This is a genomic window from Enterobacter sp. HG048 (assembly GCF_024702055.1).
Lineage (GTDB): Bacteria > Pseudomonadota > Gammaproteobacteria > Enterobacterales > Enterobacteriaceae > Enterobacter > Enterobacter dykesii.
Window position 1 is genome coordinate 288,068 of the sequence record NZ_JANLIZ010000002.1, and the last position, 22,809, is coordinate 310,876.

The window sequence follows — 22,809 nt, forward strand, 5'->3', positions numbered from 1 at the left end:
GATGCGACTGGTCATTATCGGAAATGGCATGGCGGCCACGCGGCTGATTGCCTCGCTCACCGGGCGTGCTGCCGGTCGTTTCGCTATCACCGTCATCGGTGACGAGCCGGAGCATGCCTATAACCGCATCCTGCTTTCGCCGGTGCTGGGCGGTGAAAAGCAGGCTGCAGACATCTCCCTTCAGGATGACGACTGGTACCAGTCGCGCGGCGTGACGGTGCTGCGGGGTGAAAAGGCGATCGCCGTGAACGTGGACGCGCGGGAAGTGCAAACCACCGCCCGCACGCTGGGCTGGGATGCGCTGGTGTTTGCCACCGGATCAACGCCCTTTATTCCGCCAATCCCCGGCTGCGATGCGCCGCATGTGTTCACGTTCCGCACCCTGGAGGATACGCGGGCCATTCGGGCGATCGCCGGTCCGGCGGTGGTGCTGGGCGGTGGCGTGCTCGGGGTTGAGACGGCGGCGGCGCTGGCGCGATCAGGTGACAACGTCACGCTTGTTCATCGCGGTCCGTGGCTGATGGAGCAGCAGCTTGATCGGCAGGCGGGAATGCTGCTGGAAGAGGCTCTGGCGGCGCGGGGCGTGCGCTGTGAGCTCGCCTCGGGCATCTCAGCGGTGAGCGGAAATAGCGTGACGCTGCTCAACGGACGCCGTGTCGCCGCCTTGCGCGTGGTGCTGGCGACCGGCGTGCAGCCCAGCGTCGCGCTGGCGCAGGCCAGCGGCATTCGCTGCGCGCGCGGCATCGTGGTGGATCACCAGATGCAAACCTCCGAACCAAACGTCTACGCCATCGGCGAGTGCTGCGAAATTGACGGGCAGACGTTTGGCCTGGTCGCCCCCTGCCTGGCGCAGGCGGAAATCCTCGCCGCGCGGCTGGCCGGGGACGCCACCGCGCCGTTTACCCTGACCGACAGCGGGATGCGCCTGAAGGTGACGGGCGTGGAGCTGTTCAGCCTCGGCCGCGCGGCGGAGCAGGAGGGCGACGTGGTCTGGAGCGCATGGGATCCGCTGACCCGCCACTATCGTCGTTTATTGATCCATCAGGGGGCGCTGGCTGGCGCGCTGCTGATGGGCGACTGCCGCAGCGCGGCAACGTTTACCGATTTACTGGCAACGGCCACGCCCGCCCACGCGGACTGGCTGTTCGATCGTTTCACTACGCAACCGCAGGTTGCAGGACAGAATGCTATGACAAAACCTACTCTGGTGGTGGTTGGGCACGGTATGGTCGGCCATCATTTCCTCGAAGACTGCGTTAAGCACAATCTGCATCAGCAGTATCAGATCGTCGTCTTTGGCGAGGAGCGCTATGCCGCCTACGACCGCGTGCATTTGTCGGAATATTTTGGCGGCCGCAGCGCGGCGTCGCTCTCGCTGGTTGAGGGGTATTTCTTTGCCGACAGCGGCATTGAGCTGCGCCTGTCGCAGCAGATCGTCGCTATCGATCGCGACGCGCGCGTGGTGCGCACCGCCAGCGGGCATGAGACCCACTGGGACAAGCTGGTGCTGGCGACCGGCTCATACCCGTTCGTTCCGCCCGTGCCGGGCAACGATTTGCCGGGCTGTTTTGTCTACCGCACCCTTGACGACCTGGACAGCATTGCTGCACATGCGGCGGGCTCGCGCCGCGGCGTGGTGATCGGCGGCGGCCTGCTCGGACTGGAGGCGGCGAATGCCCTGAAGCAGCTCGGGCTGGAAACCCACGTGGTGGAGTTTGCGCCCAACCTGATGGCGGTTCAGCTCGACAGCGATGGCGCGGCGATGCTGCGCAAGAAAATCGAGGCGCTGGGCGTCGGCGTTCACACCAGTAAAGCCACGACGGAGATCGCCACCGCGGACGGCGGGCTGGTGCTGCGCTTTGCCGATGGCGAACAGCTGGAAACGGACATGGTGGTCTTTTCGGCGGGCATCCGTCCGCAGGACGCGCTGGCGCGCAGCAGCGGGCTGGCTATCGGCGAACGCGGCGGGATCTGCATTGACGACGGCTGCCAGACCTCCGATCCGGACGTGCTGGCCATCGGCGAATGCGCCCTGTGGGAGGGGAAAATCTTCGGACTGGTCGCGCCCGGCTATCAGATGGCGCGAGTAGCCGCCGCCGCGCTGGCGGGAGAGGATAAAACCTTCACCGGCGCGGATATGAGTACTAAGCTCAAGCTGCTCGGCGTGGACGTGGCCTCGTTCGGCGACGCGCACGGGCGCACCCCGGGGGCGCTGAGCTACCAGTGGACGCACGGTCCGCAGCAAGTCTACAAGAAAATCGTGGTCAGCCACGACGGTAAAACGCTGCTCGGCGGCGTGCTGGTGGGCGATGCCAGCGAGTACGCCACGCTGGTGCAGATGATGCTCAACGGGATAGCCCTACCGAAAGAGCCGGAAACGCTCATTTTACCCGCGTCGTCAGGCAGCGCGCCAAAAGCGCTGGGCGTGGCGGCGCTGCCGGAAAGCGCGCAGATCTGTTCGTGTCATAACGTCAGTAAGGGCGACATCTGCCGGGCGGTGAGCGCGGGCGCGGCGGATATCGGCGCCGTTAAGCAGTGCACCAAAGCGGCGACCGGCTGCGGGGGATGTAGCGCGCTGGTGAAGCAGGTGATGGAGTTCCAGCTTGCGGAGCAGGGCGTGGAGGTGAAAAAGGACATTTGCGAGCACTTCCCGTACTCGCGCCAGGAGATATACCACCTCGTGCGGGTCAACCATATCCGCACTTTCGACCAGTTGATTAGCCGCTACGGACAGGGGCACGGATGCGAGATCTGCAAGCCTCTGGTGGGGTCGGTACTCGCCTCCTGCTGGAACGAGTATCTGCTGAAACCGGCGCACCTGCCGCTGCAGGACACCAACGACCGCTACTTCGCCAACATCCAGAAGGACGGCACATACTCCATCGTGCCTCGCATGCCCGCAGGGGAAGTGACGGCCGACGGGCTGATTGCCATCGGGCAGATTGCGAAACGCTACAGCCTGTACAGCAAAATCACCGGCGGACAGCGTATCGACCTGTTTGGCGCCACCCTCGAACAGCTGCCAGAAATCTGGCAGGCGCTGGTGGAGGCCGGTTTTGAAACCGGACACGCCTACGGGAAATCCCTGCGCACGGTGAAATCCTGCGTCGGGTCGACCTGGTGCCGCTACGGCGTGCAGGACTCCACCGGCCTCGCGGTCCGGCTGGAGCACCGCTACAAGGGCCTGCGCGCGCCGCACAAAATCAAAATGGCGGTCTCAGGCTGCACCCGCGAGTGCGCCGAGGCGCAGAGTAAAGACGTGGGGGTCATCGCCACCGATAAGGGCTGGAATCTCTACCTGTGCGGCAACGGCGGGATGAAGCCGCGCCACGCGGATCTCTTCGCCAGCGATCTGGACGACGAAACGCTGATCCGCACCGTCGACCGTTTCCTGATGTTTTACATCCGCACGGCGGATCGCCTGCAGCGCACCAGCACCTGGATGGACAACCTGGAAGGCGGTCTCGACTATCTGCGGGAGGTGATCCTCAACGACAGCCTCGGCATCGCCCACGAGCTGGAGCAGGAGATGGCCCGGGTGGTGGAAACCTACCAGTGCGAATGGCAGACCACGCTCAGCGATCCCAACCGCCTGGCGCTGTTCCGCACGACGGTGAACGACACCGCGCCGGATGAAAGCAAGCGCTGGCAGGAAATTTGCGGCATCGACGATATCCCCGAGCAGGCGGGCATCGGCGCGCGGCTTGGACGTAAGCCGATTGCGCTCTTCCGCTTTGGCAAAACCGTTTACGCCCTCGACGATCGGGAGCCGGGCGGCGATGCGAACGTGCTTTCCCGTGGCATTCTTGGCGATGTGGCGGGCGAGCCGGTGGTGATTTCACCGCTCTATAAGCAGCGCATTCGCCTGCGCGACGGCTGTCAGGTTGAGAACGGCGAACCCGCGGTGCGCGCCTGGCCAGTGAAAATTGAAAATGGCAAAGTGTGGGTTGGAAATGATGCCCTGGTGATGCGTGCGGAGGCCTCATGACGGAAACCCGGACAACGTGCCCCTATTGCGGGGTGGGCTGCGGCGTGGTCGCCCGCGTGGAAGGTGAAGCGGTCAGCGTTCGGGGAGATGAAACCCATCCTGCGAACCTGGGCCGCCTGTGCGTGAAAGGATCGGCCCTGGGGGAGACGACGGGCTTACAGGGGCGGCTTTTGCGCCCGGTCGTTGACGGCCTTGAGATGGACTGGGCGCAGGCGCTGAGCGCGGCAGGGGAGCGCCTGCGGGAGATTATCGATAAATGGGGGCCACAGGCGGTGGCGTTTTACGCCTCCGGCCAGCTGTTGACCGAGGATTACTATGCCGCCAACAAGCTGATGAAAGGGTTTATCGGTGCGGCAAACATCGATACCAACTCCCGGCTCTGCATGTCCTCGGCGGTGGTGGGCTACAAGCGCGCATTTGGTGAAGACGTGGTGCCGTGCAGCTATGAGGATGTGGAAAACAGCGATCTGGTGGTGCTGGCTGGCTCGAACGCGGCCTGGACGCATCCGGTGCTGTATCAGCGGCTGGTGCAGGCAAAGCACAGCAATCCCCAGATGAAGGTGGTGGTGATTGACCCGCGCCGCACCGCCACCTGCGATATAGCCGATCTGCATCTGGCGCTCGCCCCCGGCAGCGACGCCGGGCTGTTTGTCGGGTTACTCAATCTGATCCAGGGTGATGAGGAGTGGCCGATTGCCCGCGTGGCGGCGTTTTGCGACCTTCCGTCAGAGGAGATTGCTACCTTTTACGACTGGTTTGTCACCGCGCATCGCGCGATTACGCTCTACACGATGGGGATCAACCAGTCCGCCAGCGGCAGCGACAAGTGTAACGCCATCATTAACGTTCATCTTGCCAGCGGGAAGTTCAACCGTCCGGGCTGCGGCCCGTTTTCGCTGACCGGACAGCCAAACGCGATGGGCGGACGGGAAGTGGGCGGGCTGGCGAACCAGCTGGCGGCGCACATGAACTTTGAGCCGGACGACCTCTCGCGGGTGGCGCGTTTCTGGGGAACAGAACGGCTGGCGCAGACGCCGGGCCTGATGGCGGTGGAGCTGTTTGACGCCATTGCCCGCGGCGAGGTGAAGGCGGTGTGGATCATGGGCACTAACCCCGCCGTGTCGCTGCCGGACAGCCACGCGGTGTGTCAGGCGTTGGCGAGCTGCCCGCTGGTGATGATCTCTGAGGTGATGAACGATACCGACACCAGCCGGTTCGCCCATATCCGTTTTCCGGCGCTGGGCTGGGGAGAGAAGGACGGCACGGTGACCAATTCCGAGCGCCGCATTTCGCGCCAGCGCGCGTTTCTGCCCGCGCCGGGCGAGGCGAAGCCGGACTGGTGGATCGTCGCGCAGATGGCGAAACGGCTGGGCTACGGCGAGGCCTTTACCTGGCAACATCCGCACGAGATTTTTTGCGAACATGCGGCGCTGACGGCCTTTGAAAATGACGGCGCGCGGGCGTTGAATCTTCATGAACTGGCTGCGCTAACCCGTGAGGAGTGGGAGCAGCTTGAGCCCTGGCAGTGGCCGACGGGGGATTTCCCGTGCCGAAACATCGTTCCCGTTAACCCTCTGTCGCACGGCGCGACGGTCAGCGCGTTATACCCGCTGATTCTCAACTCGGGGCGCATCCGCGATCAGTGGCATACCATGACCCGAACGGGATACGTGGCGAGGCTGATGCAGCATATTGCCGAACCGATTGTTGAGATTTGCCCCGCAGACGCCGTTCGCTTTTCCCTGTGCGACGGCCAGCTGGCGCGCATCAGCTCTCCGCGCGGCGTGATGGTGGCAAGAGTGTGCGTCAGCGACGGGATACGGGAAGGCGAGGCGTTTGCCCCGATGCACTGGAACGCCGGGTTTGCCCGCCAGGGAAAGGTGAATGCGCTGGTGGAAGGGCGCTGCGATCCGGTTTCGGGCCAGCCGGAGAGTAAACAAACCGCCGTCAGGATCCTGCCCTGGCAGCCCGCCTGGCAGGGGGAACTCTATGCCCGGGAATGGCCGGAAATGCCCTCTTCGGCTTACTGGTGGCGTAAAGCCTCACGCCTGACGGTGGCGGGCGATCAGCCGCTGCTGCCGTGGGTAATGGAATACGCCAGCGCTCAGGGCTGGCAGCTGCAGGTTGCGCAAACCGGTGAACGCAGCAGCGTGCTGGCCTGGCATGAAGGCCGGCTGATGCTGGGCTTCTGGGAGGGCACCGCGTTACCGGCGCTGGCGCATGCGGTGATTGAAGCCGCTTTTCATTCCCCACCCGTGCTTCTCGCAGAACGCCATGCCTTGTTGAACGGACAGAGCGTCGGGAAGGCGGCTGATCCGGGACGCATCATCTGCAGCTGTTTCAGCGTCGGGGAGAATGCGATACGGGAGGCGATCGTCGGCGGATGTGATTCCGTCACCGCGCTGGGGGCGACGCTGCGCTGTGGTACGAACTGTGGTTCCTGCGTGCCGGAGCTGAAAGGGCTGTTTCAGGATAATCCTGAAATGTCCGCCAGAACTGCATTTCAAGTCTTATCGCGTTAACATAATAGGAGTTTATTCATAAACACAGGTTCTTATTTACGACGTTGATGGCTGTATCGTCCCGCATTCGTTTGCTGTTATTACTCTCCCTTGTTACGGTCGGAGCCGTTCACGGTGCGCCGAATTCCTTTATGCATCAGGCGCAAAATCCCTTCGATAATAACGGGGATAGTTTGCCTGACCTCGGTATGGCCGCCCCAACGGGCGAGGGGGAAAAACACCTGGCCGAAATGGCGAAAGCCTTCGGTGAGGCCAGCATGACCGACAACGGCCTGACAACGGGCGAGCAGGCGCGTCAGTTTGCGTTTGGCCAGGTGCGCGACGCGGTGAGCGGCGAAGTGAACCAGCAGATTGAGTCCTGGCTTTCGCCCTGGGGGAACGCCAGCGTGAACTTGCTGGTGGATAACGATGGCAAATTTAACGGCAGCAGCGGGAGCTGGTTTATCCCCTGGAACGATAACAACCGCTATCTGAGCTGGAGCCAGCTTGGCCTGACCCAGCAGACGGATGGCCTGGTCAGTAACGCTGGTATAGGCCAGCGCTGGGTGGCGGGAAAATGGCTGCTGGGTTACAACACGTTTTACGATAACCTGCTGGATGAAAACCTGCAGCGTGCCGGGCTGGGCGCAGAAGCGTGGGGGGAAAATCTGCGCCTGTCAGCCAACTATTATCAGCCCTTTGCCGGCTGGCGCGATCGCTCCGACGTCCAGGAGCAGCGGATGGCGCGCGGCTATGACGTCACCGCGAAAGCCTGGCTGCCGTGGTTCCATCATCTGAATACCAGCGTGAGCTTCGAGCAATACTTCGGCGATAACGTCGATCTCTTCAACAGCGGAACCGGCTATCACAATCCGGTGGCGGTGAATCTGGGGCTTAACTATACCCCCGTTCCGCTGGTCACCCTGACCGCCGCGCACAAGCAGGGCGAAAGTGGCGCGAGCCAGAATAACCTCGGGCTGAAGGTCAACTATCGCTTTGGCGTGCCGCTGTTGAAGCAGCTTTCCGCCGGTGAAGTCGCCGCCACGCGCTCCCTGCGCGGAAGCCGCTACGACTCGCCGGAGCGCAATAGCCTGCCGGTGATGGAGTTCCGCCAGCGTAAAACGCTGTCCGTCTGGCTGGCGACGCCGCCGTGGGATCTGAAAGGGGGCGAGACCGTTATGCTGAAGCTTCAGGTTCGCAGCACGCACGGCATTCGTCAGATCCACTGGCAGGGGGATACGCAGGCGCTGAGCCTGACGTCGCCGCCCAAAAGCAACAGCAGCGACGGCTGGAGCGTGATTATGCCTGCCTGGGATGACAGTGAAGGGGCGACAAACCGCTGGCACCTGTCGGCGGTGGTGGAAGATGAGAAAGGCCAGCGCGTCTCGTCCAATGAGATCGTGCTGACCGTCGTGCAGCCGCTGGTCGCGTTACCGGACAACGACCCGCGCTGGAAGCTTCTGCCGGAGGAGTAATCCTTAAAAAATGCGTTCCTGATGCACCCACACCGCAGCTTCAACGCGGGATTTGAGCTTCATTTTCTTCAGCATATGCTTCACGTGTACTTTGACCGTGCTTTCGGTGATGTCCAGGCGGCGGGCGATCATTTTGTTCGGCAGCCCCTGGGCAATGAGTTTGAGAATATCGCGCTCGCGCGGGGTTAACTGACTGACGTCGCGGTCAGAGGTGGCGCGATTGGCGCGCAGGCTGGCGGCCAGCACCGGCGTTAAGGCTTCGCTGAGAACCATCTCGCCCGCCGCCGCCTGCTGCAGCGCCTTAAGCAAGTCTTCCGGCTCCATATCCTTGAGTAGATAACCATCCGCGCCGCGCTTCAGCGCCGTGACCACATCCTCTTCATGGTTTGACACGCTAAAGACAACGATGCGCCCGGAAAGCGATTTTTCCCGCAGCTTGTCGAGGGTTTCCAGACCGTTCATGCCGGGCATATTCAGATCGAGCAGGATCAGGTCGGGATCGAGGGATTCGGCAAGCTCAATACCCTGTTCACCGTTGCTGGCTTCGCCAACCACCGTGATATCGGGCGCCATGCTGACCAGCTGTTTCACGCCAGTACGCAGCATCGGATGGTCGTCGATCAGCAGGATGGATGCCGGTTCCTGATTAGTCATGGGTTTCTCCTTGAGCAGTTGTAAGCGGTTTCTCGGGAATAAAGGTGACCACGACTTCCGTGCCACCCGTCTCTCTCCGGCGAACCTGGCAATCACCGCGCAGGCTTTGGGCGCGGTCTCGCATAATAATTAAACCATAGTGGTTAGTGCGTTCGGCATTTTCCGGCACGCCGTGGCCGTTGTCGTGAACCGTAAGCTTCACCTGATTGCTGTGCTGGCTGACGGTGACCGTTACCGCCGTCGCGCCGGAATGCTTGAGCACGTTGCTCAGCGCTTCACGGGCGATCTGCAGTACATGTATGGCCTGGTGGGAGGGGACAAACCGCGGCGGCAGCTGGTAGTCCAGCTTCACCGGGAACCCCAGCCGGGCGCTAAATTCGTGACAGCTGGCCTCCAGCGCCGGACGCAGGCCCGGCTCGGTCAGCTGCAGACGGAAGGTAGTCAGCAGCTCGCGAAGCTGTATCCAGGAGGTGTTCAGCTCGTTGCGGATCTGGCTAAGCAGCTGCTTGTTACTTTCGGGCATCTCTGCATCCTGCATCTGCAGGCAGCTCACCTGCATTTTCATACATGAGAGCGACTGGGCGATCGAGTCGTGAAGCTCGCGGGCGATGGTCGCGCGCTCTTCCATGACGATCAGCTGCTGCTGCTTTTCCTGATGCCTGTCGAGCGCCAGCGTGGCCGTTAGCTGTTCGACCAGCGTATCAACCAGCTGCTGCTGGTCGTGGCTCAGGTGACGCCCGGCTGGCAGCGTTGCCAGCAGAATACCGTACTGGGTGTGGCTGTCGGTCAGGCGCCACTTCAGGGTGGTGCCGCCGGACGTCAGCGGCGGCAGGCCGCGAGGGCAAAGATGGCAGCCTTTGTCATCGCAGGACATATCCGACTGACAGGTAAATTCCTGATGGTTATCTTCGTCTTCCACGTCGTAGACGCGCAGCTCAAGGTCGTGAAGCAGGGTCATATTTTGCAGGCCGTTCAGCACCGGAGAGAGACGTTCGCATAGCGGTACCTGCATGTGCAGACGACGGTTGGCCTGCCACAGGAAGGAAAGGATCTCGTTTTTCTGCTCCAGCCCGGCCGTTTTTTCCTGAACGCGCTGTTCCAGCACCGAGTAGCTCTCGGAGAGCTCTGCCGACATGGTGTTGAGCGCCTGGCCGAGCATGGCCATCTCGTTGCGCCCACTGATGTGCGTGCGCTGGGTAAAATCGCGTGCGGTCACCGCGCGGGCCATCGCCAGCAGCTGTTTCCACGGGTTCAGCAGCCGCGCGCGGAGCCAGACGATGGTGAAGATCAGCAGCAGCCCCATAAACAGCGCCATGGCGCGGTGCACCATCACCACCCGGTCAATGCGTAATTCTGTGGTTTGGTCGAAAGAGGAGACCAGCGCATCGATGCGTGAGACGAACCCCGCCACGTCCTGCGCAACGGTTTCCGTGCTGCGCGCCTGTTTCAGCCCTGGCTGCAGCTGGGTGTGCCAGTAGCCCTGAAGGGCTTTAAGCTGGGATTGCTGACCGGCGCGGATGGCGGCGTTTTCCAGTTCGGGGCTGAAGACCGTGCGCTCCATTTCATCAATCAGGGGCCGATCGTCCTGCGTCAGGGGAACCGACGCCAGCAGGCGATAACTCTGCATGCGTAGCGAGCCTGCCTCGTTGATGGCATGCGCATTACCCTGTACTCCCTGTACCAGCCAGCCGGAGATCGCCATGCCGGTCACGCCGATGGCGGTGGACAGCAAAACAATCAGAGCGAGCTGATTCACGAGCGTCAGCGGAGATAAACATCTTTTTAACATAGAGGTGGCGTGCTCCTGACGTGGCCTGCTTGCAGGAATGGCGCTATTCTGGTGCATACCCTGGAGTATACCCATACCAATAAAGGATTACCCCTAAATTGCCAACGGAGTAGGGGGAAGGAGGTGGGGGTAGTCTGGAATCGTCAGTGCCGTGAAAAACCACGTCTTTTTCACCGAATTAGCCTACTCACTAAGGGTGAGGCTTTATTTTACGCCGCAAATCCTCCCACTTTTCCTTTGATTTATATCAACTTACCGCCGCCCTAAAACCCTAATGTTTGCAGCATCATTCGAGAATCAGAGGTGTCTATGAGTCACTCATCCGCTCCCGAAAGGGAAAAGGGTGCCGTTATTACAGACTGGCGTCCAGAGGATCCGGCGTTCTGGCAACAGCGCGGCCATCGTGTAGCAAGCCGGAATCTGTGGATTTCCGTGCCGTGTTTGTTATTAGCGTTTTGCGTATGGATGTTGTTTAGCGCGGTGGCGGTCAACCTGCCCAAAGTCGGGTTTACGTTTACGACCGATCAGCTGTTCATGCTGACCGCGCTGCCGTCACTGTCAGGCGCGCTGCTGCGGGTACCTTACGCGTTTATGGTGCCGGTGTTTGGCGGTCGTCGCTGGACGGCGTTCAGTACGGGTATCATGATCGTTCCCTGCGTCTGGCTCGGCTTCGCGGTGCAGGATACCTCTACGCCGTTCAGCGTGTTCGTGATTATCTCCCTGCTGTGCGGTTTTGCGGGCGCGAACTTCGCCTCCAGCATGGCGAACATCAGCTTCTTCTTCCCGAAAGCGAAGCAGGGCGGTGCGCTGGGCATTAACGGCGGCCTGGGGAACATGGGCGTCAGCGTGATGCAGCTCATTGCCCCGCTGGCGATCTCCGTTTCTATTTTCGCGGCCTTTGGCGGCGGTGGAGTTGAGCAGGCGGATGGTTCTTCCCTCTATCTGCAGAACGCCGCCTGGATCTGGGTACCTTTCCTGGTGGTCTTCACCCTCGCAGCCTGGTTCTTTATGAACGACCTGTCCGCGTCGAAGGCGTCGCTGAGCGAACAGCTGCCGGTGCTGAAGCGCGGACACCTCTGGGTGATGGCACTGCTGTATCTGGCCACCTTCGGTTCGTTTATCGGCTTCTCGGCGGGCTTCGCGATGCTGTCGAAAACCCAGTTTCCGGAGATTCAGATCCTGCAATTCGCCTTCTTCGGACCGTTTATCGGTGCCCTGGCGCGTTCGCTGGGCGGTATGGTCTCTGACCGTCTCGGCGGTACCCGCGTGACGCTGGTGAACTTCGTCGTGATGGCGGTCTTCTGCGCGCTGCTGTTCCTGACGCTGCCCGCTGACGGACAGGGCGGTAACTTCATCGCCTTCTTCGGCGTGTTTATGGTGCTGTTCCTGACGGCCGGGCTCGGGAGTGCGTCTACCTTCCAGATGATCTCCGTGATCTTCCGTAAGCTGACGATGGATCGCGTGAAGGCGCAGGGCGGGAGCGAAGAGCAGGCCATGCGCGAAGCGGCGACGGATACGGCCGCGGCGCTGGGCTTTATCTCTGCCATCGGCGCGATTGGCGGCTTCTTTATCCCGAAAGCGTTCGGTATCTCTCTGGACCTGACCGGCTCTCCGGCCGGTGCCATGAAAGTCTTCCTCGTCTTCTATATCGCCTGCGTTGTGATTACGTGGCTGGTATATGGCCGAAATACCAAGAAAAATAAGTAAGTGTGATTATCCGTTTACGCGGCCTTCGGGCCGCGTTTTTTTTAGCCTGAATAATAGTTACAACATACTTACGGCTTTTACGGCAGACGCCTGCGGCGACATTGCGATCGCCATCGCTTTGCAGGTGGGTCTACCCCTTAATACCTGAGAGGTTAAATTTTGACTTGCTTTTTGTACGATAAAATAAAAATAATTATATATTTCATGATGATATGAAATTTTTGAAGATACCGCTTTGGTGGTATTGGGTGTAACCCCTCGCCTGAAAGTCCCTCCTCGTCTTGATCGTTATCAATTCTCCCCCTCTTTCAGGGCGTTACCTTCGCTGCAAATCAGCAATGTCGATTTAGAGAGCCACAGGCTCCACACAGGAGATACCCGATGAGCAAATTTTTGGACCGGTTTCGCTACTTCAAACAGAAGGGTGAAACTTTTGCCGATGGGCACGGCCAGGTTCTGGATACCAACCGGGACTGGGAAGACGGTTACCGCCAGCGCTGGCAGCATGACAAAGTCGTCCGTTCGACCCACGGCGTGAACTGTACTGGCTCATGTAGCTGGAAGATTTTCGTTAAAAACGGTCTGGTGACCTGGGAAATGCAGCAGACCGACTATCCGCGCACCCGCCCGGATATGCCAAACCACGAACCGCGCGGCTGCCCGCGCGGTGCCAGCTACTCCTGGTATCTCTACAGCGCCAACCGTCTGAAATACCCGCTGATGCGTAAGCGCCTGATGAAAATGTGGCGTGAGGCGAAAGCGCAGCACAGCGATCCGGTTGATGCCTGGGCGTCCATCATTGAAGACGCTGACAAAGCAAAAAGCTTCAAGCAGGCTCGCGGTCGCGGTGGTTTCGTTCGCTCCTCATGGAAAGAGGTAAACGAGCTGATTGCCGCCTCCAACGTCTACACCGTTAAAACCTACGGTCCTGACCGCGTGGCGGGCTTCTCGCCTATCCCGGCGATGTCGATGGTCTCTTACGCCTCCGGGGCGCGCTATCTGTCGCTGATCGGCGGTACCTGCCTGAGCTTCTACGACTGGTACTGCGACCTGCCGCCTGCGTCTCCGCAGACCTGGGGCGAGCAGACCGACGTGCCGGAGTCTGCGGACTGGTACAACTCCAGCTACATCATCGCCTGGGGCTCAAACGTTCCTCAGACCCGCACGCCGGACGCGCACTTCTTTACCGAAGTCCGTTACAAAGGCACTAAAACCGTGGCGGTCACCCCTGATTACGCGGAAATCGCCAAGCTTTGCGATCTGTGGCTGGCGCCGAAACAGGGTACCGACGCCGCGATGGCGATGGCGATGGGACACGTCATGCTGCGTGAATTCCACCTCGATAAGCCAAGCCAGTACTTCACCGACTACGTTCGCCGCTACACCGACATGCCGATGCTGGTGATGCTGGAAGAGCGTGAGGGCTACTATGCCGCGGGCCGCACGCTGCGCGCGGCCGATCTGGTGGATTCGCTGGGCCAGGAAAATAACCCTGAGTGGAAAACCGTTGCGTATAACAGCAACGGCGAGCTGGTGGCGCCAAACGGCTCTATCGGCTTCCGCTGGGGCGAGAAGGGCAAGTGGAACCTTGAGCAACGCAACGGCACCACCGGCGAAGAGACGGAGCTTCGCCTGAGCATGCTGGGCAGCCAGGACGAGATCGCCGAGGTCGGGTTCCCGTACTTCGGCGGTGAAGGTTCCGAGCACTTCAACAAGGTCGAACTGAAAAACGTTCTGATGCACAAGCTGCCGGTTAAGCGCCTGCAGCTGGCCGACGGTTCTACCGCGCTGGTCACCACCGTTTATGACCTGACCATGGCGAACTACGGTCTGGAGCGCGGTCTGGGCGATGAAAACTGCGCAACCGGCTATGACGACGTGAAGGCCTACACCCCGGCATGGGCGGAGCAGATCACCGGCGTGCCACGCGCGCATATTACCCGTATCGCCCGTGAGTTCGCTGAAAACGCGGACAAAACGCACGGCCGTTCGATGATCATCGTCGGCGCGGGTCTGAACCACTGGTATCACCTCGATATGAACTATCGCGGTCTGATCAACATGCTGATCTTCTGCGGCTGCGTCGGTCAGAGCGGCGGCGGCTGGGCGCACTACGTCGGCCAGGAAAAACTGCGTCCGCAGACCGGCTGGCAGCCGCTGGCGTTTGCCCTCGACTGGCAGCGTCCGGCACGCCATATGAACAGCACCTCCTACTTCTATAACCACTCCAGCCAGTGGCGCTACGAGACGGTCACCGCGCAGGAGCTGCTGTCGCCGATGGCGGATAAATCCCGCTACAGCGGCCACCTGATTGACTTCAACGTGCGCGCCGAGCGCATGGGCTGGCTGCCGTCTGCGCCGCAGCTGGGCACTAACCCGCTGCGCATTGCGGAAGCGGCGAAGCAGGCGGGCATGTCACCGGTGGATTACACCGTGAAATCCCTGAAGGATGGCTCCATCCGCTTCGCTGCTGAACAGCCGGAGAACGGTAAAAACCATCCGCGTAACCTGTTCATCTGGCGTTCCAACCTGCTGGGCTCGTCCGGCAAAGGCCACGAGTACATGCTGAAATACCTGCTCGGTACCGAAAACGGTATCCAGGGGAAAGATCTCGGCAAGCAGGGCGGCGTGAAGCCGGAAGAGGTGGAGTGGAAAGACAACGGTCTCGACGGCAAGCTGGATCTGGTGGTGACGCTCGACTTCCGTCTGTCCAGCACCTGCCTGTACTCCGACATCGTGCTGCCAACCGCGACCTGGTACGAAAAAGACGACATGAATACCTCGGATATGCATCCGTTTATTCATCCGCTGTCTGCGGCCGTTGACCCGGCGTGGGAATCGAAAAGCGACTGGGATATCTACAAAGACATCGCGAAGAAATTCTCCGAAGTCTGCGTTGGGCACCTCGGCAAAGAGACCGACGTGGTGACGCTCCCAATCCAGCACGACTCCGCCGCCGAACTGGCGCAGCCGCTGGACGTGAAGGACTGGAAAAAAGGTGAATGCGACCTGATCCCGGGCGTGACCGCACCGCACATTATTCCGGTTGAACGCGACTACCCGGCAACCTACGAGCGCTTTACCTCTATCGGCCCGCTGATGGAGAAAATCGGTAACGGCGGGAAAGGGATCGCCTGGAACACCCAGAGCGAAATGGATCTGCTGCGCAAGCTCAACTACACCAAAGCGGACGGCCCGGCGAAAGGCCAGCCCATGCTGAACACGGCGATTGATGCGGCAGAGATGATCCTGACCCTGGCCCCGGAAACCAACGGCCACGTTGCCGTCAAAGCCTGGGCGGCGCTGAGCGAGTTCACCGGTCGCGACCATACGCACCTGGCGACGAATAAAGAGGAAGAGAAAATCCGCTTCCGCGATATTCAGGCGCAGCCGCGCAAGATTATCTCCAGCCCTACCTGGTCAGGCCTGGAAGATGAGCACGTGTCCTATAACGCGGGCTACACCAACGTTCATGAGCTGATCCCATGGCGCACCCTGTCAGGCCGTCAGTCGCTGTATCAGGATCACCAGTGGATGCGCGACTTCGGTGAAAGCCTGTTGGTCTACCGTCCGCCAATCGACACCCGCTCTGTGAAAGCCGTGATGGGCGCGAAATCGAACGGTAATCCTGAGAAGGCGCTTAACTTCCTGACGCCGCACCAGAAGTGGGGTATCCACTCCACCTACAGCGACAACCTGCTGATGCTGACCCTGTCTCGCGGCGGTCCGATTGTCTGGATGAGCGAAACGGACGCCAAAGACCTGGGGATCGAAGATAACGACTGGATCGAAGTGTTCAACAGCAACGGTGCCCTGACGGCGCGCGCGGTGGTGAGCCAGCGCGTACCGGCCGGGATGACCATGATGTACCACGCGCAGGAACGTATCGTTAACCTGCCGGGGTCAGAAATTACCGAGCAGCGCGGCGGGATCCACAACTCTGTGACCCGCATTACGCCGAAGCCGACCCACATGATCGGCGGCTATGCGCAGCTGGCCTACGGCTTTAACTACTACGGCACCGTAGGATCGAACCGCGATGAGTTCGTGGTGGTACGTAAGATGAAGAATATTAACTGGTTAGACGGCGAAGGTAATGACCAGGTACAGGAGAGCGTAAAATGAAAATTCGTTCACAAGTCGGCATGGTGCTGAATCTGGATAAATGCATCGGCTGTCATACCTGCTCGGTCACCTGTAAAAACGTCTGGACCAGCCGTGAAGGTATGGAGTACGCCTGGTTCAACAACGTGGAAAGCAAGCCGGGCACCGGCTTCCCGACCGACTGGGAAAACCAGGAGAAGTGGAAGGGCGGCTGGATCCGTAAAATCAACGGCAAGCTGCAGCCGCGCATGGGTAACCGCGCGATGCTGCTGGGTAAAATCTTCGCTAACCCGCACCTGCCGGGCATCGACGATTACTACGAGCCGTTTGACTACGACTACCAGAACCTGCACAACGCGCCGGAAAGCAAGCACCAGCCGATCGCCCGTCCTCGCTCGCTGATCACCGGTCAGCGCATGGACAAAATTACCAGCGGTCCAAACTGGGAAGAGATTCTGGGCGGCGAGTTCGAGAAACGCGCCAAAGACCAGAACTTCGAGAACATGCAGAAGGCGATGTACGGCCAGTTCGAAAACACCTTCATGATGTATCTGCCGCGCCTGTGCGAGCACTGCCTCAACCCGGCGTGCGTGGCGACCTGCCCGAGCGGCGCCATCTACAAGCGTGAAGAAGACGGCATCGTGCTGATCGACCAGGACAAGTGCCGCGGCTGGCGAATGTGCATCACCGGCTGCCCGTACAAAAAAATCTACTTCAACTGGAAGAGCGGCAAGTCTGAGAAGTGCATTTTCTGCTACCCGCGTATCGAAGCCGGAATGCCGACCGTCTGCTCAGAAAGCTGCGTAGGCCGTATTCGCTACCTCGGCGTGCTGCTGTATGACGCGGACGCGATTGAAAACGCCGCCAGCACCGAGCACGAGAAAGATCTGTATCAGCGTCAGCTGGACGTGTTCCTCGATCCGAACGATCCGAAGGTGATTGAGCAGGCGTTAAAGGACGGCGTGCCGCAGAGCGTGATTGATGCGGCGCAGCAGTCACCGGTGTACAAAATGGCGATGGACTGGAAGCTCGCGCTGCCGCTGCACCCGGAATACCGCACCCTGCCGATGGTCTGGTACGTGCCGCCGCTGTCGCCGATTCAGTCCGCGGCTGACGCGGGCGAGCTGGGCAGCAACGGCATCCTGCCGGACGTTGAAAGCCTGCGTATCCCGGTTCAGTACCTGGCGAACCTGTTGACCGCAGGGGACACCCAGCCGGTCCTGCTCGCGCTGAAGCGTATGCTGGCGATGCGCCACTTCAAACGTGCTGAAACCGTAGACGGTGTGACCGATACCCGCGCGCTGAAAGAGGTCGGTCTGACCGAAGCGCAGGCGCAGGAGATGTACCGCTATCTGGCGATTGCGAACTACGAAGACCGATTCGTGGTGCCGAGCAGCCACCGCGAGCTGGCCCGCGAAGCCTTCCCGGAAAAAAATGGCTGTGGCTTTACCTTTGGTGACGGTTGCCACGGGTCAGACAGCAAATTCAACCTGTTCAACAGCCGCCGCATCGATGCCATGGATGTGACCAGCAAAACGGAGCCGCACCAATGATTGAACTCGTCATTGTTTCGCGTCTGCTCGAGTACCCGGATGCTGCGCTTGCGCAGCATCAGCAGGAACTCTTTGATGCACTCGCGTCATCTGAAAACCTGGATAAAGACGATGCCCAGCGGCTTGGCGTTTTCCTCCGCGATCTGCTGGCGCGCGACCTTCTGGATGCCCAGTCGGACTACAGCCAGCTGTTTGACCGGGGGCGTGCGACCTCGCTGCTGCTGTTTGAACACGTTCACGGTGAGTCCCGTGACCGCGGTCAGGCGATGGTGGACCTGATGGCCCAGTATGAACAGCACGGCCTGCAGCTCGACAGCCGCGAACTGCCGGACCATCTGCCGCTCTATCTGGAGTACCTGGCGCAGCTGCCGAAAGAGGAGGCGCTGGGCGGTCTGCAGGATATCGCTCCGATCCTGGCGCTGCTCGGCGCGCGTCTTCAGCAGCGGGGGAGCCGCTATGCGGTGCTGTTCGATCTGCTGGTGAAGCTGGCCAACGCCGCGGTCGACAGTGAAAAAGTGGCGGAGAAAATCGCGGATGAAGCCCGCGACGATACCCCACAGGCGCTGGATGCGGTCTGGGAAGAAGAGCAGGTGAAATTCTTTGCTGACCAGAACTGCGGCGAGTCTGAAATCTCCGCTCACCAGCGTCGCTTTGCCGGCGCGGTTGCCCCGCAATATTTGAATATCTCTAACGGAGGACGGCACTAATGCACTTCCTGAATATGTTCTTCTTTGACATTTACCCGTATATCGCGGGCACCGTGTTCCTGGTGGGAAGCTGGCTGCGCTATGACTACGGCCAGTACACCTGGCGTGCTGCCTCCAGCCAGATGCTGGATCGCAAAGGGATGCATGTGGGCTCTAACCTGTTCCACATCGGTATTCTGGGGATTTTTGCCGGTCACTTCCTGGGGATGCTGACGCCGCACTGGATGTATGAAGCGTGGCTGCCGATCGAGGTGAAGCAGAAGATGGCGATGATCGCCGGCGGTGCCTGCGGCGTGATGACCCTGGTAGGCGGCCTGTTGTTGCTGAAACGTCGTCTGTTCAGCCCGCGCGTGCGTGCGACCACGACCGCAGCGGACATTCTGATCCTCTCCCTGCTGATGGTGCAGTGTGCGCTGGGCCTGCTGACCATTCCGTTCTCGGCGCAGCATATGGACGGCAGCGAAATGATGAAGCTGGTCGGCTGGGCGCAGTCCGTGGTGACCTTCCACGGCGGAGCGTCTGAGCACCTGGACGGCGTGGCGTTTATCTTCCGCGTTCACCTTGTGCTGGGTATGACGCTGTTTGTGCTGTTCCCGTTCTCTCGTCTGGTGCATATCTGGAGCGCGCCGGTGGAGTACCTGACGCGCAAATACCAGATTGTGCGCGCCCGCCGCTAATTCGTCGTTTTGATACCAACCCCGCACTCGCGGGGTTTTTTTTCGCCCCAGCCCAGGTTATTGCCCGCGGCAGCAAACAGGATCAGCGCGCCGCCCGCCAGCTGGGTCAGGTTCAGCGAGTGTCCGAACACCAGATTATCGACAACGATCGCCACCACCGGATAGATAAACGACAGGGAGCCGGTAATGGGCGTAGGCAGCTTCTGGATCGCGCTGTAGAGCAGCTGGTACATAATGCCGGTATGGACGATGCCCAGCGTCAGCAGGGTAGGCCAGGGGAAATCACCGGAAAATGACGGCATGCTGGCAAACGGCAAAAGCATCACGACGCCCGTCAGCACCTGGATAAAGGCAATATGCTGCGGCGCAACGGATCTGAGTTTGCGGGCAATAATGGCCGTGACCGCGTAGAAGAAAGCCGCGGCCATCGCCAGACCGATTCCGGCGAGCCATTCACCGCCGTGCGCGCCGGTCAGCTCGCTGGAGAGCAAGATCACCACGCCGCCAAAGGCGAGGAATAGCCAGCCCCATTTCACCAGGCTGACGCGCTCGCCTAAAAACATCCCCATCAGGACCAGCATAAACGGCTGAGTGTTATAGACCACGGTCGAAAGACCAATCGAGATCCGTTCATAGGCCGCGAAGAGCAGCAGCCAGTTCACCACGAGCGCTACGCCGCCGAGAATAGCCAGCAGCAGCGTGGGGCGGGTGAGGGGGCTAAAGGGCTTTTGACTCATCCGGATAAAAATAAAAAGCGCCATTGCCCCGATAAGACAGCGCCAGAACACCACTTCCGTCACCGGCAGACCGCTGAGTAAAACAAACGCACCGATAGAGCCGGAAATTAACATCGCCAGGCTCATTTGCCAGACGCCTTTATGGAAATCACGCATCATCCACCTCCTGATTGATGTGCATATTGTCGAAAATCGCTGTCGGGTTTTACAGGAGTGATATAAGGTTGAAGGAAGAAATCACTTTTAAAAATTAGGTGAAAAGGATGGAATGCCTTCTCGATGATATCGACCGACAAATTTTAGCCTGTCTGGTCGAAGATGCGCGCATGTCTTTGAAGGTGCTCAGCGGACGCATCGGTCTGACTTCCCCCAGCACGGCAGAACGCCTGAAGAGGCTTGAAGAGCGCGGTGTGATTCAGGGGTATGGCGCACGGGTGAATCTGGCGGCGCTGGGGTATACGCTGCAGGCGCTGGTGCGCGTGCGGCCTTTGCCGGGGTTGTTGCATAAGGTGGATAAATACATTCAGGCGATGCCGGAGTGTATAGAGAGCGACAAAGTCACCGGGGAAGATTGCTTTGTGATTAGGCTGGTGGTGCGCTCGATAGAGCAGCTGGATGTGCTGCTGGACGGCCTGGCGGAGCATGCCCAGTGCAATACGTCAATTGTGAAAAGTTCGCCGGTCAGACGCCGTTTGCCGCCGATGTAGGCTTCTGGCTTCTGTCGCCGGGTGGCGGCCGCGCCTACGAAGGCTTGCCCGTTACGGAAATGCATGGTGTCTGGTGCAAAAAGGAGGTTTGGAGTTATTTGAAAGTGATGGTGGTGGGGGAAGGATTACTCGGCGCGTTGCGCCTCGCCCTTCGGGTCGTTGCCTGCGGCAACGCTTTCTCGCTACGCTCGAATCGAACCTTAATCGAAGCTTCTCATCCTTCCCCGTTACGGAAATGCATGATGCATGGTGCGCACGTAAGGTTTGGAGTTGTTTGAAAGTGATGGTGGTGGGGGAAGGATTACTCGGCGCGTTGCGCCTCGCCCTTCGGGTCGTTGCCTGCGGCAACGCTTTCTCGCTACGCTCGAATCGAACCTTAATCGAAGCTTCTCATCCTTCCCCGTTACGGAAATGCATGATGCATGGTGCGCACGTAAGGTTTGGAGTTGTTTGAAAGTGATGGTGGTGGGGGAAGGATTCGAACCTTCGAAGTCGATGACGGCAGATTTACAGTCTGCTCCCTTTGGCCGCTCGGGAACCCCACCAGGGGTAATTCAAATTTTGAGGTCGTGCTGAGAGATGGTGGTGGGGGAAGGATTCGAACCTTCGAAGTCGATGACGGCAGATTTACAGTCTGCTCCCTTTGGCCGCTCGGGAACCCCACCACGGGGTAATGCTTTTACTGGCCTGCTTCCTGCTGGAAGCGGGGCGCATCATATCAAATGAGACGCCCCTGTAAAGCATTCCTTTAGGTAAATGAAGCTGTTTGCCTGCTTTTTATCCGTAAAGGCGCAAAGCTAATCAATTCATTTTCCGAAAGATTAAAGAATGATGGTTCTGTTGCCGTAGACAAAGACACGCTGCGCCAGCACCTGATACAGAGCGCGACTGAGCACGTTCTTCTCAACGTCACGCCCTGCACGCATCATGTCCTCGGCCGTGTAGGTATGGTCCACGTGAATCACGTCCTGCATGATGATTGGACCTTCGTCCAGGTTGTCATTTACGTAGTGAGCTGTCGCCCCGATGATCTTCACGCCGCGCTCGTAGGCCTGGTGGTAGGGACGCGCACCAATAAAGGCCGGCAGGAACGAGTGATGAATGTTGATGATCTTGTTCGGGAAACGCGCCACGAAGGATGGCGTTAACACGCGCATGTATTTCGCCAGCACCACGTAGTCCGGGTTATGCGCTTCAATGGCCTGCGCCATCAGATCGTCGTGCTCTTCGCGGGTATGGCCTTCATGGCTGACCAGCTCAAACGGAATATCAAAACGCTCGACCAGCGTGCGCAGCGTCTCATGGTTGCCAATAACGGCAGCTATTTCCACGTCCAGACCGCCGTAGTTTGCTTTCATCAGCAGGTCGCCAAGACAGTGTGCTTCTTTGGTCACCAGGATCACGATGCGGCGTCGACCGGCTGGGGTCAGTTCGCGCACGGAGCCTTCCGGAAGCGCGCTGTCGAGATCGGCAAGCAGGGTGGTGTCGTTGAAAATACCCTCGAGTTCAGTACGCATAAAGAAGCGGCCGGTACGGTGGTCAACGAACTCGTTGTTCTGCACGATATTCAGTTCATGTTTGTAGCAAATGTTGGTAATTCGTGCGATCAGCCCTTTTTGATCGGGACAGATGGTGCGCAGAACTTTACGTTGTAATGATTGCATCGCCGGGAAATCCTGTTTGTATTTGCGAAGTCTGGGTTGTCAGGCATTACTGCCCGCAACACTTTTTAAATTTTTTACCTGAACCACACGGGCAGGGATCGTTACGACCAAACTGTGGGCGCGTTCCGTCAATATAATACCACTGCCCGCTTTCCTTTAAGAACCGGGAACGCTCGATAATGGCCCCCGGTTTATTATTCTCGTTAAAACGGGCGACAAAGCTAACGTAACCTTCATCAACATGACTGCCCGTTGCGGATTCATAGACGGTGAGGCCGAGCCACTGCGTGTTCGCGAAGCCGGCTTCGATGTCCTGTCTGAATTCGGCAGCGTGGCAGGAGGGATGCCAGGTTTTAATCAGGTAGTCTGCGTCTTTGATCACAAAAGCAGTGTAACGTGAACGCATGAGGTGTGACGGGTCTGGTGCAACCTGATCGCCAGACAGATATCGCTGGCAACATAGGCTATACTCCAGAGCGCTACCACAAGGGCAGAGTTGAGACACGATTCTCTTCCTGGAACAAAAAATAAAGGCGTAAAACGCTT

The 22,809-nt window shown here is 59.6% G+C and carries 14 protein-coding genes, 2 tRNA genes and 2 other RNA genes; 9 read left to right on the top strand and 9 right to left on the bottom strand.

From position 1 onward, the window contains the following. Position 1: 1 nt before the first annotated feature. Genes nirB through NUX24_RS04710 form a run of 3 tightly spaced genes read left to right on the top strand, consistent with a single transcriptional unit; the run spans position 2 to position 7,964 of the window. Positions 2-3,988 (top strand): nitrite reductase large subunit NirB, encoded by a 3,987-nt coding sequence (gene nirB, locus NUX24_RS04700; protein ID WP_257830120.1) that lies wholly within the window; start codon positions 2-4, stop codon positions 3,986-3,988. Further along, positions 3,985-6,510 carry a nitrate reductase gene (locus NUX24_RS04705; RefSeq protein ID WP_257830121.1) on the top strand — a complete coding sequence of 842 codons (2,526 nt, stop codon included), beginning with the start codon at positions 3,985-3,987 and terminating at the stop codon, positions 6,508-6,510. The genes nirB and NUX24_RS04705 overlap by 4 nt, the downstream gene beginning before the upstream one ends. A gap of 47 nt (positions 6,511-6,557) precedes the next feature. Next, the gene (locus NUX24_RS04710) at positions 6,558-7,964 is read left to right on the top strand and encodes a YchO/YchP family invasin (protein ID WP_257830122.1); all 1,407 of its coding nucleotides are present in this window, start codon (positions 6,558-6,560) and stop codon (positions 7,962-7,964) included. A 3-nt stretch (positions 7,965-7,967) separates the two neighbouring features. Here the strand turns inward: NUX24_RS04710 and narL are convergent, their stop codons facing one another. Beyond that, positions 7,968-8,618: a two-component system response regulator NarL gene (gene narL, locus NUX24_RS04715; protein ID WP_008499531.1), complete on the bottom strand. Its 651-nt coding sequence runs from the start codon at positions 8,616-8,618 to the stop codon at positions 7,968-7,970. Continuing rightward, positions 8,611-10,407 (bottom strand): nitrate/nitrite two-component system sensor histidine kinase NarX, encoded by a 1,797-nt coding sequence (gene narX, locus NUX24_RS04720; RefSeq protein WP_257830123.1) that lies wholly within the window; start codon positions 10,405-10,407, stop codon positions 8,611-8,613. The genes narL and narX overlap by 8 nt, the downstream gene beginning before the upstream one ends. Before the next feature lie 309 nt (positions 10,408-10,716). On the opposite strand from narX, the gene NUX24_RS04725 reads away from it, so the two are divergent. From NUX24_RS04725 to narI, 5 genes are all read left to right on the top strand, one after another. Continuing rightward, complete coding sequence (locus NUX24_RS04725) at positions 10,717-12,114, top strand: NarK family nitrate/nitrite MFS transporter (RefSeq protein ID WP_149323982.1); 1,398 nt, start codon at positions 10,717-10,719, stop codon at positions 12,112-12,114. A 381-nt stretch (positions 12,115-12,495) separates the two neighbouring features. Beyond that, on the top strand, positions 12,496-16,239 hold the full coding sequence (locus NUX24_RS04730; RefSeq protein WP_047651169.1) for a nitrate reductase subunit alpha: 3,744 nt from the start codon (positions 12,496-12,498) through the stop codon (positions 16,237-16,239). Beyond that, positions 16,236-17,771 (top strand): nitrate reductase subunit beta, encoded by a 1,536-nt coding sequence (gene narH / locus NUX24_RS04735; RefSeq protein WP_257830124.1) that lies wholly within the window; start codon positions 16,236-16,238, stop codon positions 17,769-17,771. The genes NUX24_RS04730 and narH overlap by 4 nt, the downstream gene beginning before the upstream one ends. Beyond that, a complete protein-coding gene (gene narJ, locus NUX24_RS04740; RefSeq protein WP_257830125.1) occupies positions 17,768-18,478 on the top strand; it encodes a nitrate reductase molybdenum cofactor assembly chaperone in 711 nt (236 codons plus the stop codon). Before narH ends, narJ begins: the two co-directional genes overlap by 4 nt. Beyond that, positions 18,478-19,155, top strand: coding sequence for a respiratory nitrate reductase subunit gamma (gene narI, locus NUX24_RS04745; protein WP_115875462.1), 678 nt, complete (start codon positions 18,478-18,480; stop codon positions 19,153-19,155). Before narJ ends, narI begins: the two co-directional genes overlap by 1 nt. Here narI and NUX24_RS04750 read toward each other — a convergent pair. Then, on the bottom strand, positions 19,152-20,048 hold the full coding sequence (locus tag NUX24_RS04750; protein ID WP_257830178.1) for a DMT family transporter: 897 nt from the start codon (positions 20,046-20,048) through the stop codon (positions 19,152-19,154). The two genes, narI and NUX24_RS04750, sit on opposite strands and share 4 nt — an antisense overlap. 107 nt (positions 20,049-20,155) lie before the next feature. On the opposite strand from NUX24_RS04750, the gene NUX24_RS04755 reads away from it, so the two are divergent. Next, positions 20,156-20,599, top strand: coding sequence for an Lrp/AsnC family transcriptional regulator (locus NUX24_RS04755; protein WP_257830126.1), 444 nt, complete (start codon positions 20,156-20,158; stop codon positions 20,597-20,599). Between the two features lie 108 nt (positions 20,600-20,707). On the opposite strand, the gene NUX24_RS04760 is transcribed toward NUX24_RS04755, so the two are convergent. The 6 genes from NUX24_RS04760 to NUX24_RS04785 all read right to left on the bottom strand — a co-directional run bounded on the left by NUX24_RS04760 (position 20,708) and on the right by NUX24_RS04785 (position 22,768). Continuing rightward, a non-coding RNA gene (locus NUX24_RS04760) (RtT sRNA) lies at positions 20,708-20,838 on the bottom strand. Between the two features lie 45 nt (positions 20,839-20,883). Continuing rightward, a non-coding RNA gene (locus NUX24_RS04765) (RtT sRNA) lies at positions 20,884-21,014 on the bottom strand. Positions 21,015-21,059: 45 nt separating this feature from the next. Then, positions 21,060-21,144: transfer RNA gene (locus NUX24_RS04770), tRNA-Tyr, on the bottom strand. Positions 21,145-21,179: 35 nt separating this feature from the next. Beyond that, a tRNA-Tyr gene (locus tag NUX24_RS04775) sits at positions 21,180-21,264 on the bottom strand. 156 nt (positions 21,265-21,420) lie between these two features. After that, positions 21,421-22,263 carry a formyltetrahydrofolate deformylase gene (gene purU / locus NUX24_RS04780; protein ID WP_023312104.1) on the bottom strand — a complete coding sequence of 281 codons (843 nt, stop codon included), beginning with the start codon at positions 22,261-22,263 and terminating at the stop codon, positions 21,421-21,423. 46 nt (positions 22,264-22,309) lie between these two features. Next, on the bottom strand, positions 22,310-22,768 hold the full coding sequence (locus NUX24_RS04785; RefSeq protein WP_047651163.1) for a YchJ family protein: 459 nt from the start codon (positions 22,766-22,768) through the stop codon (positions 22,310-22,312). Positions 22,769-22,809 lie beyond the last annotated feature (41 nt).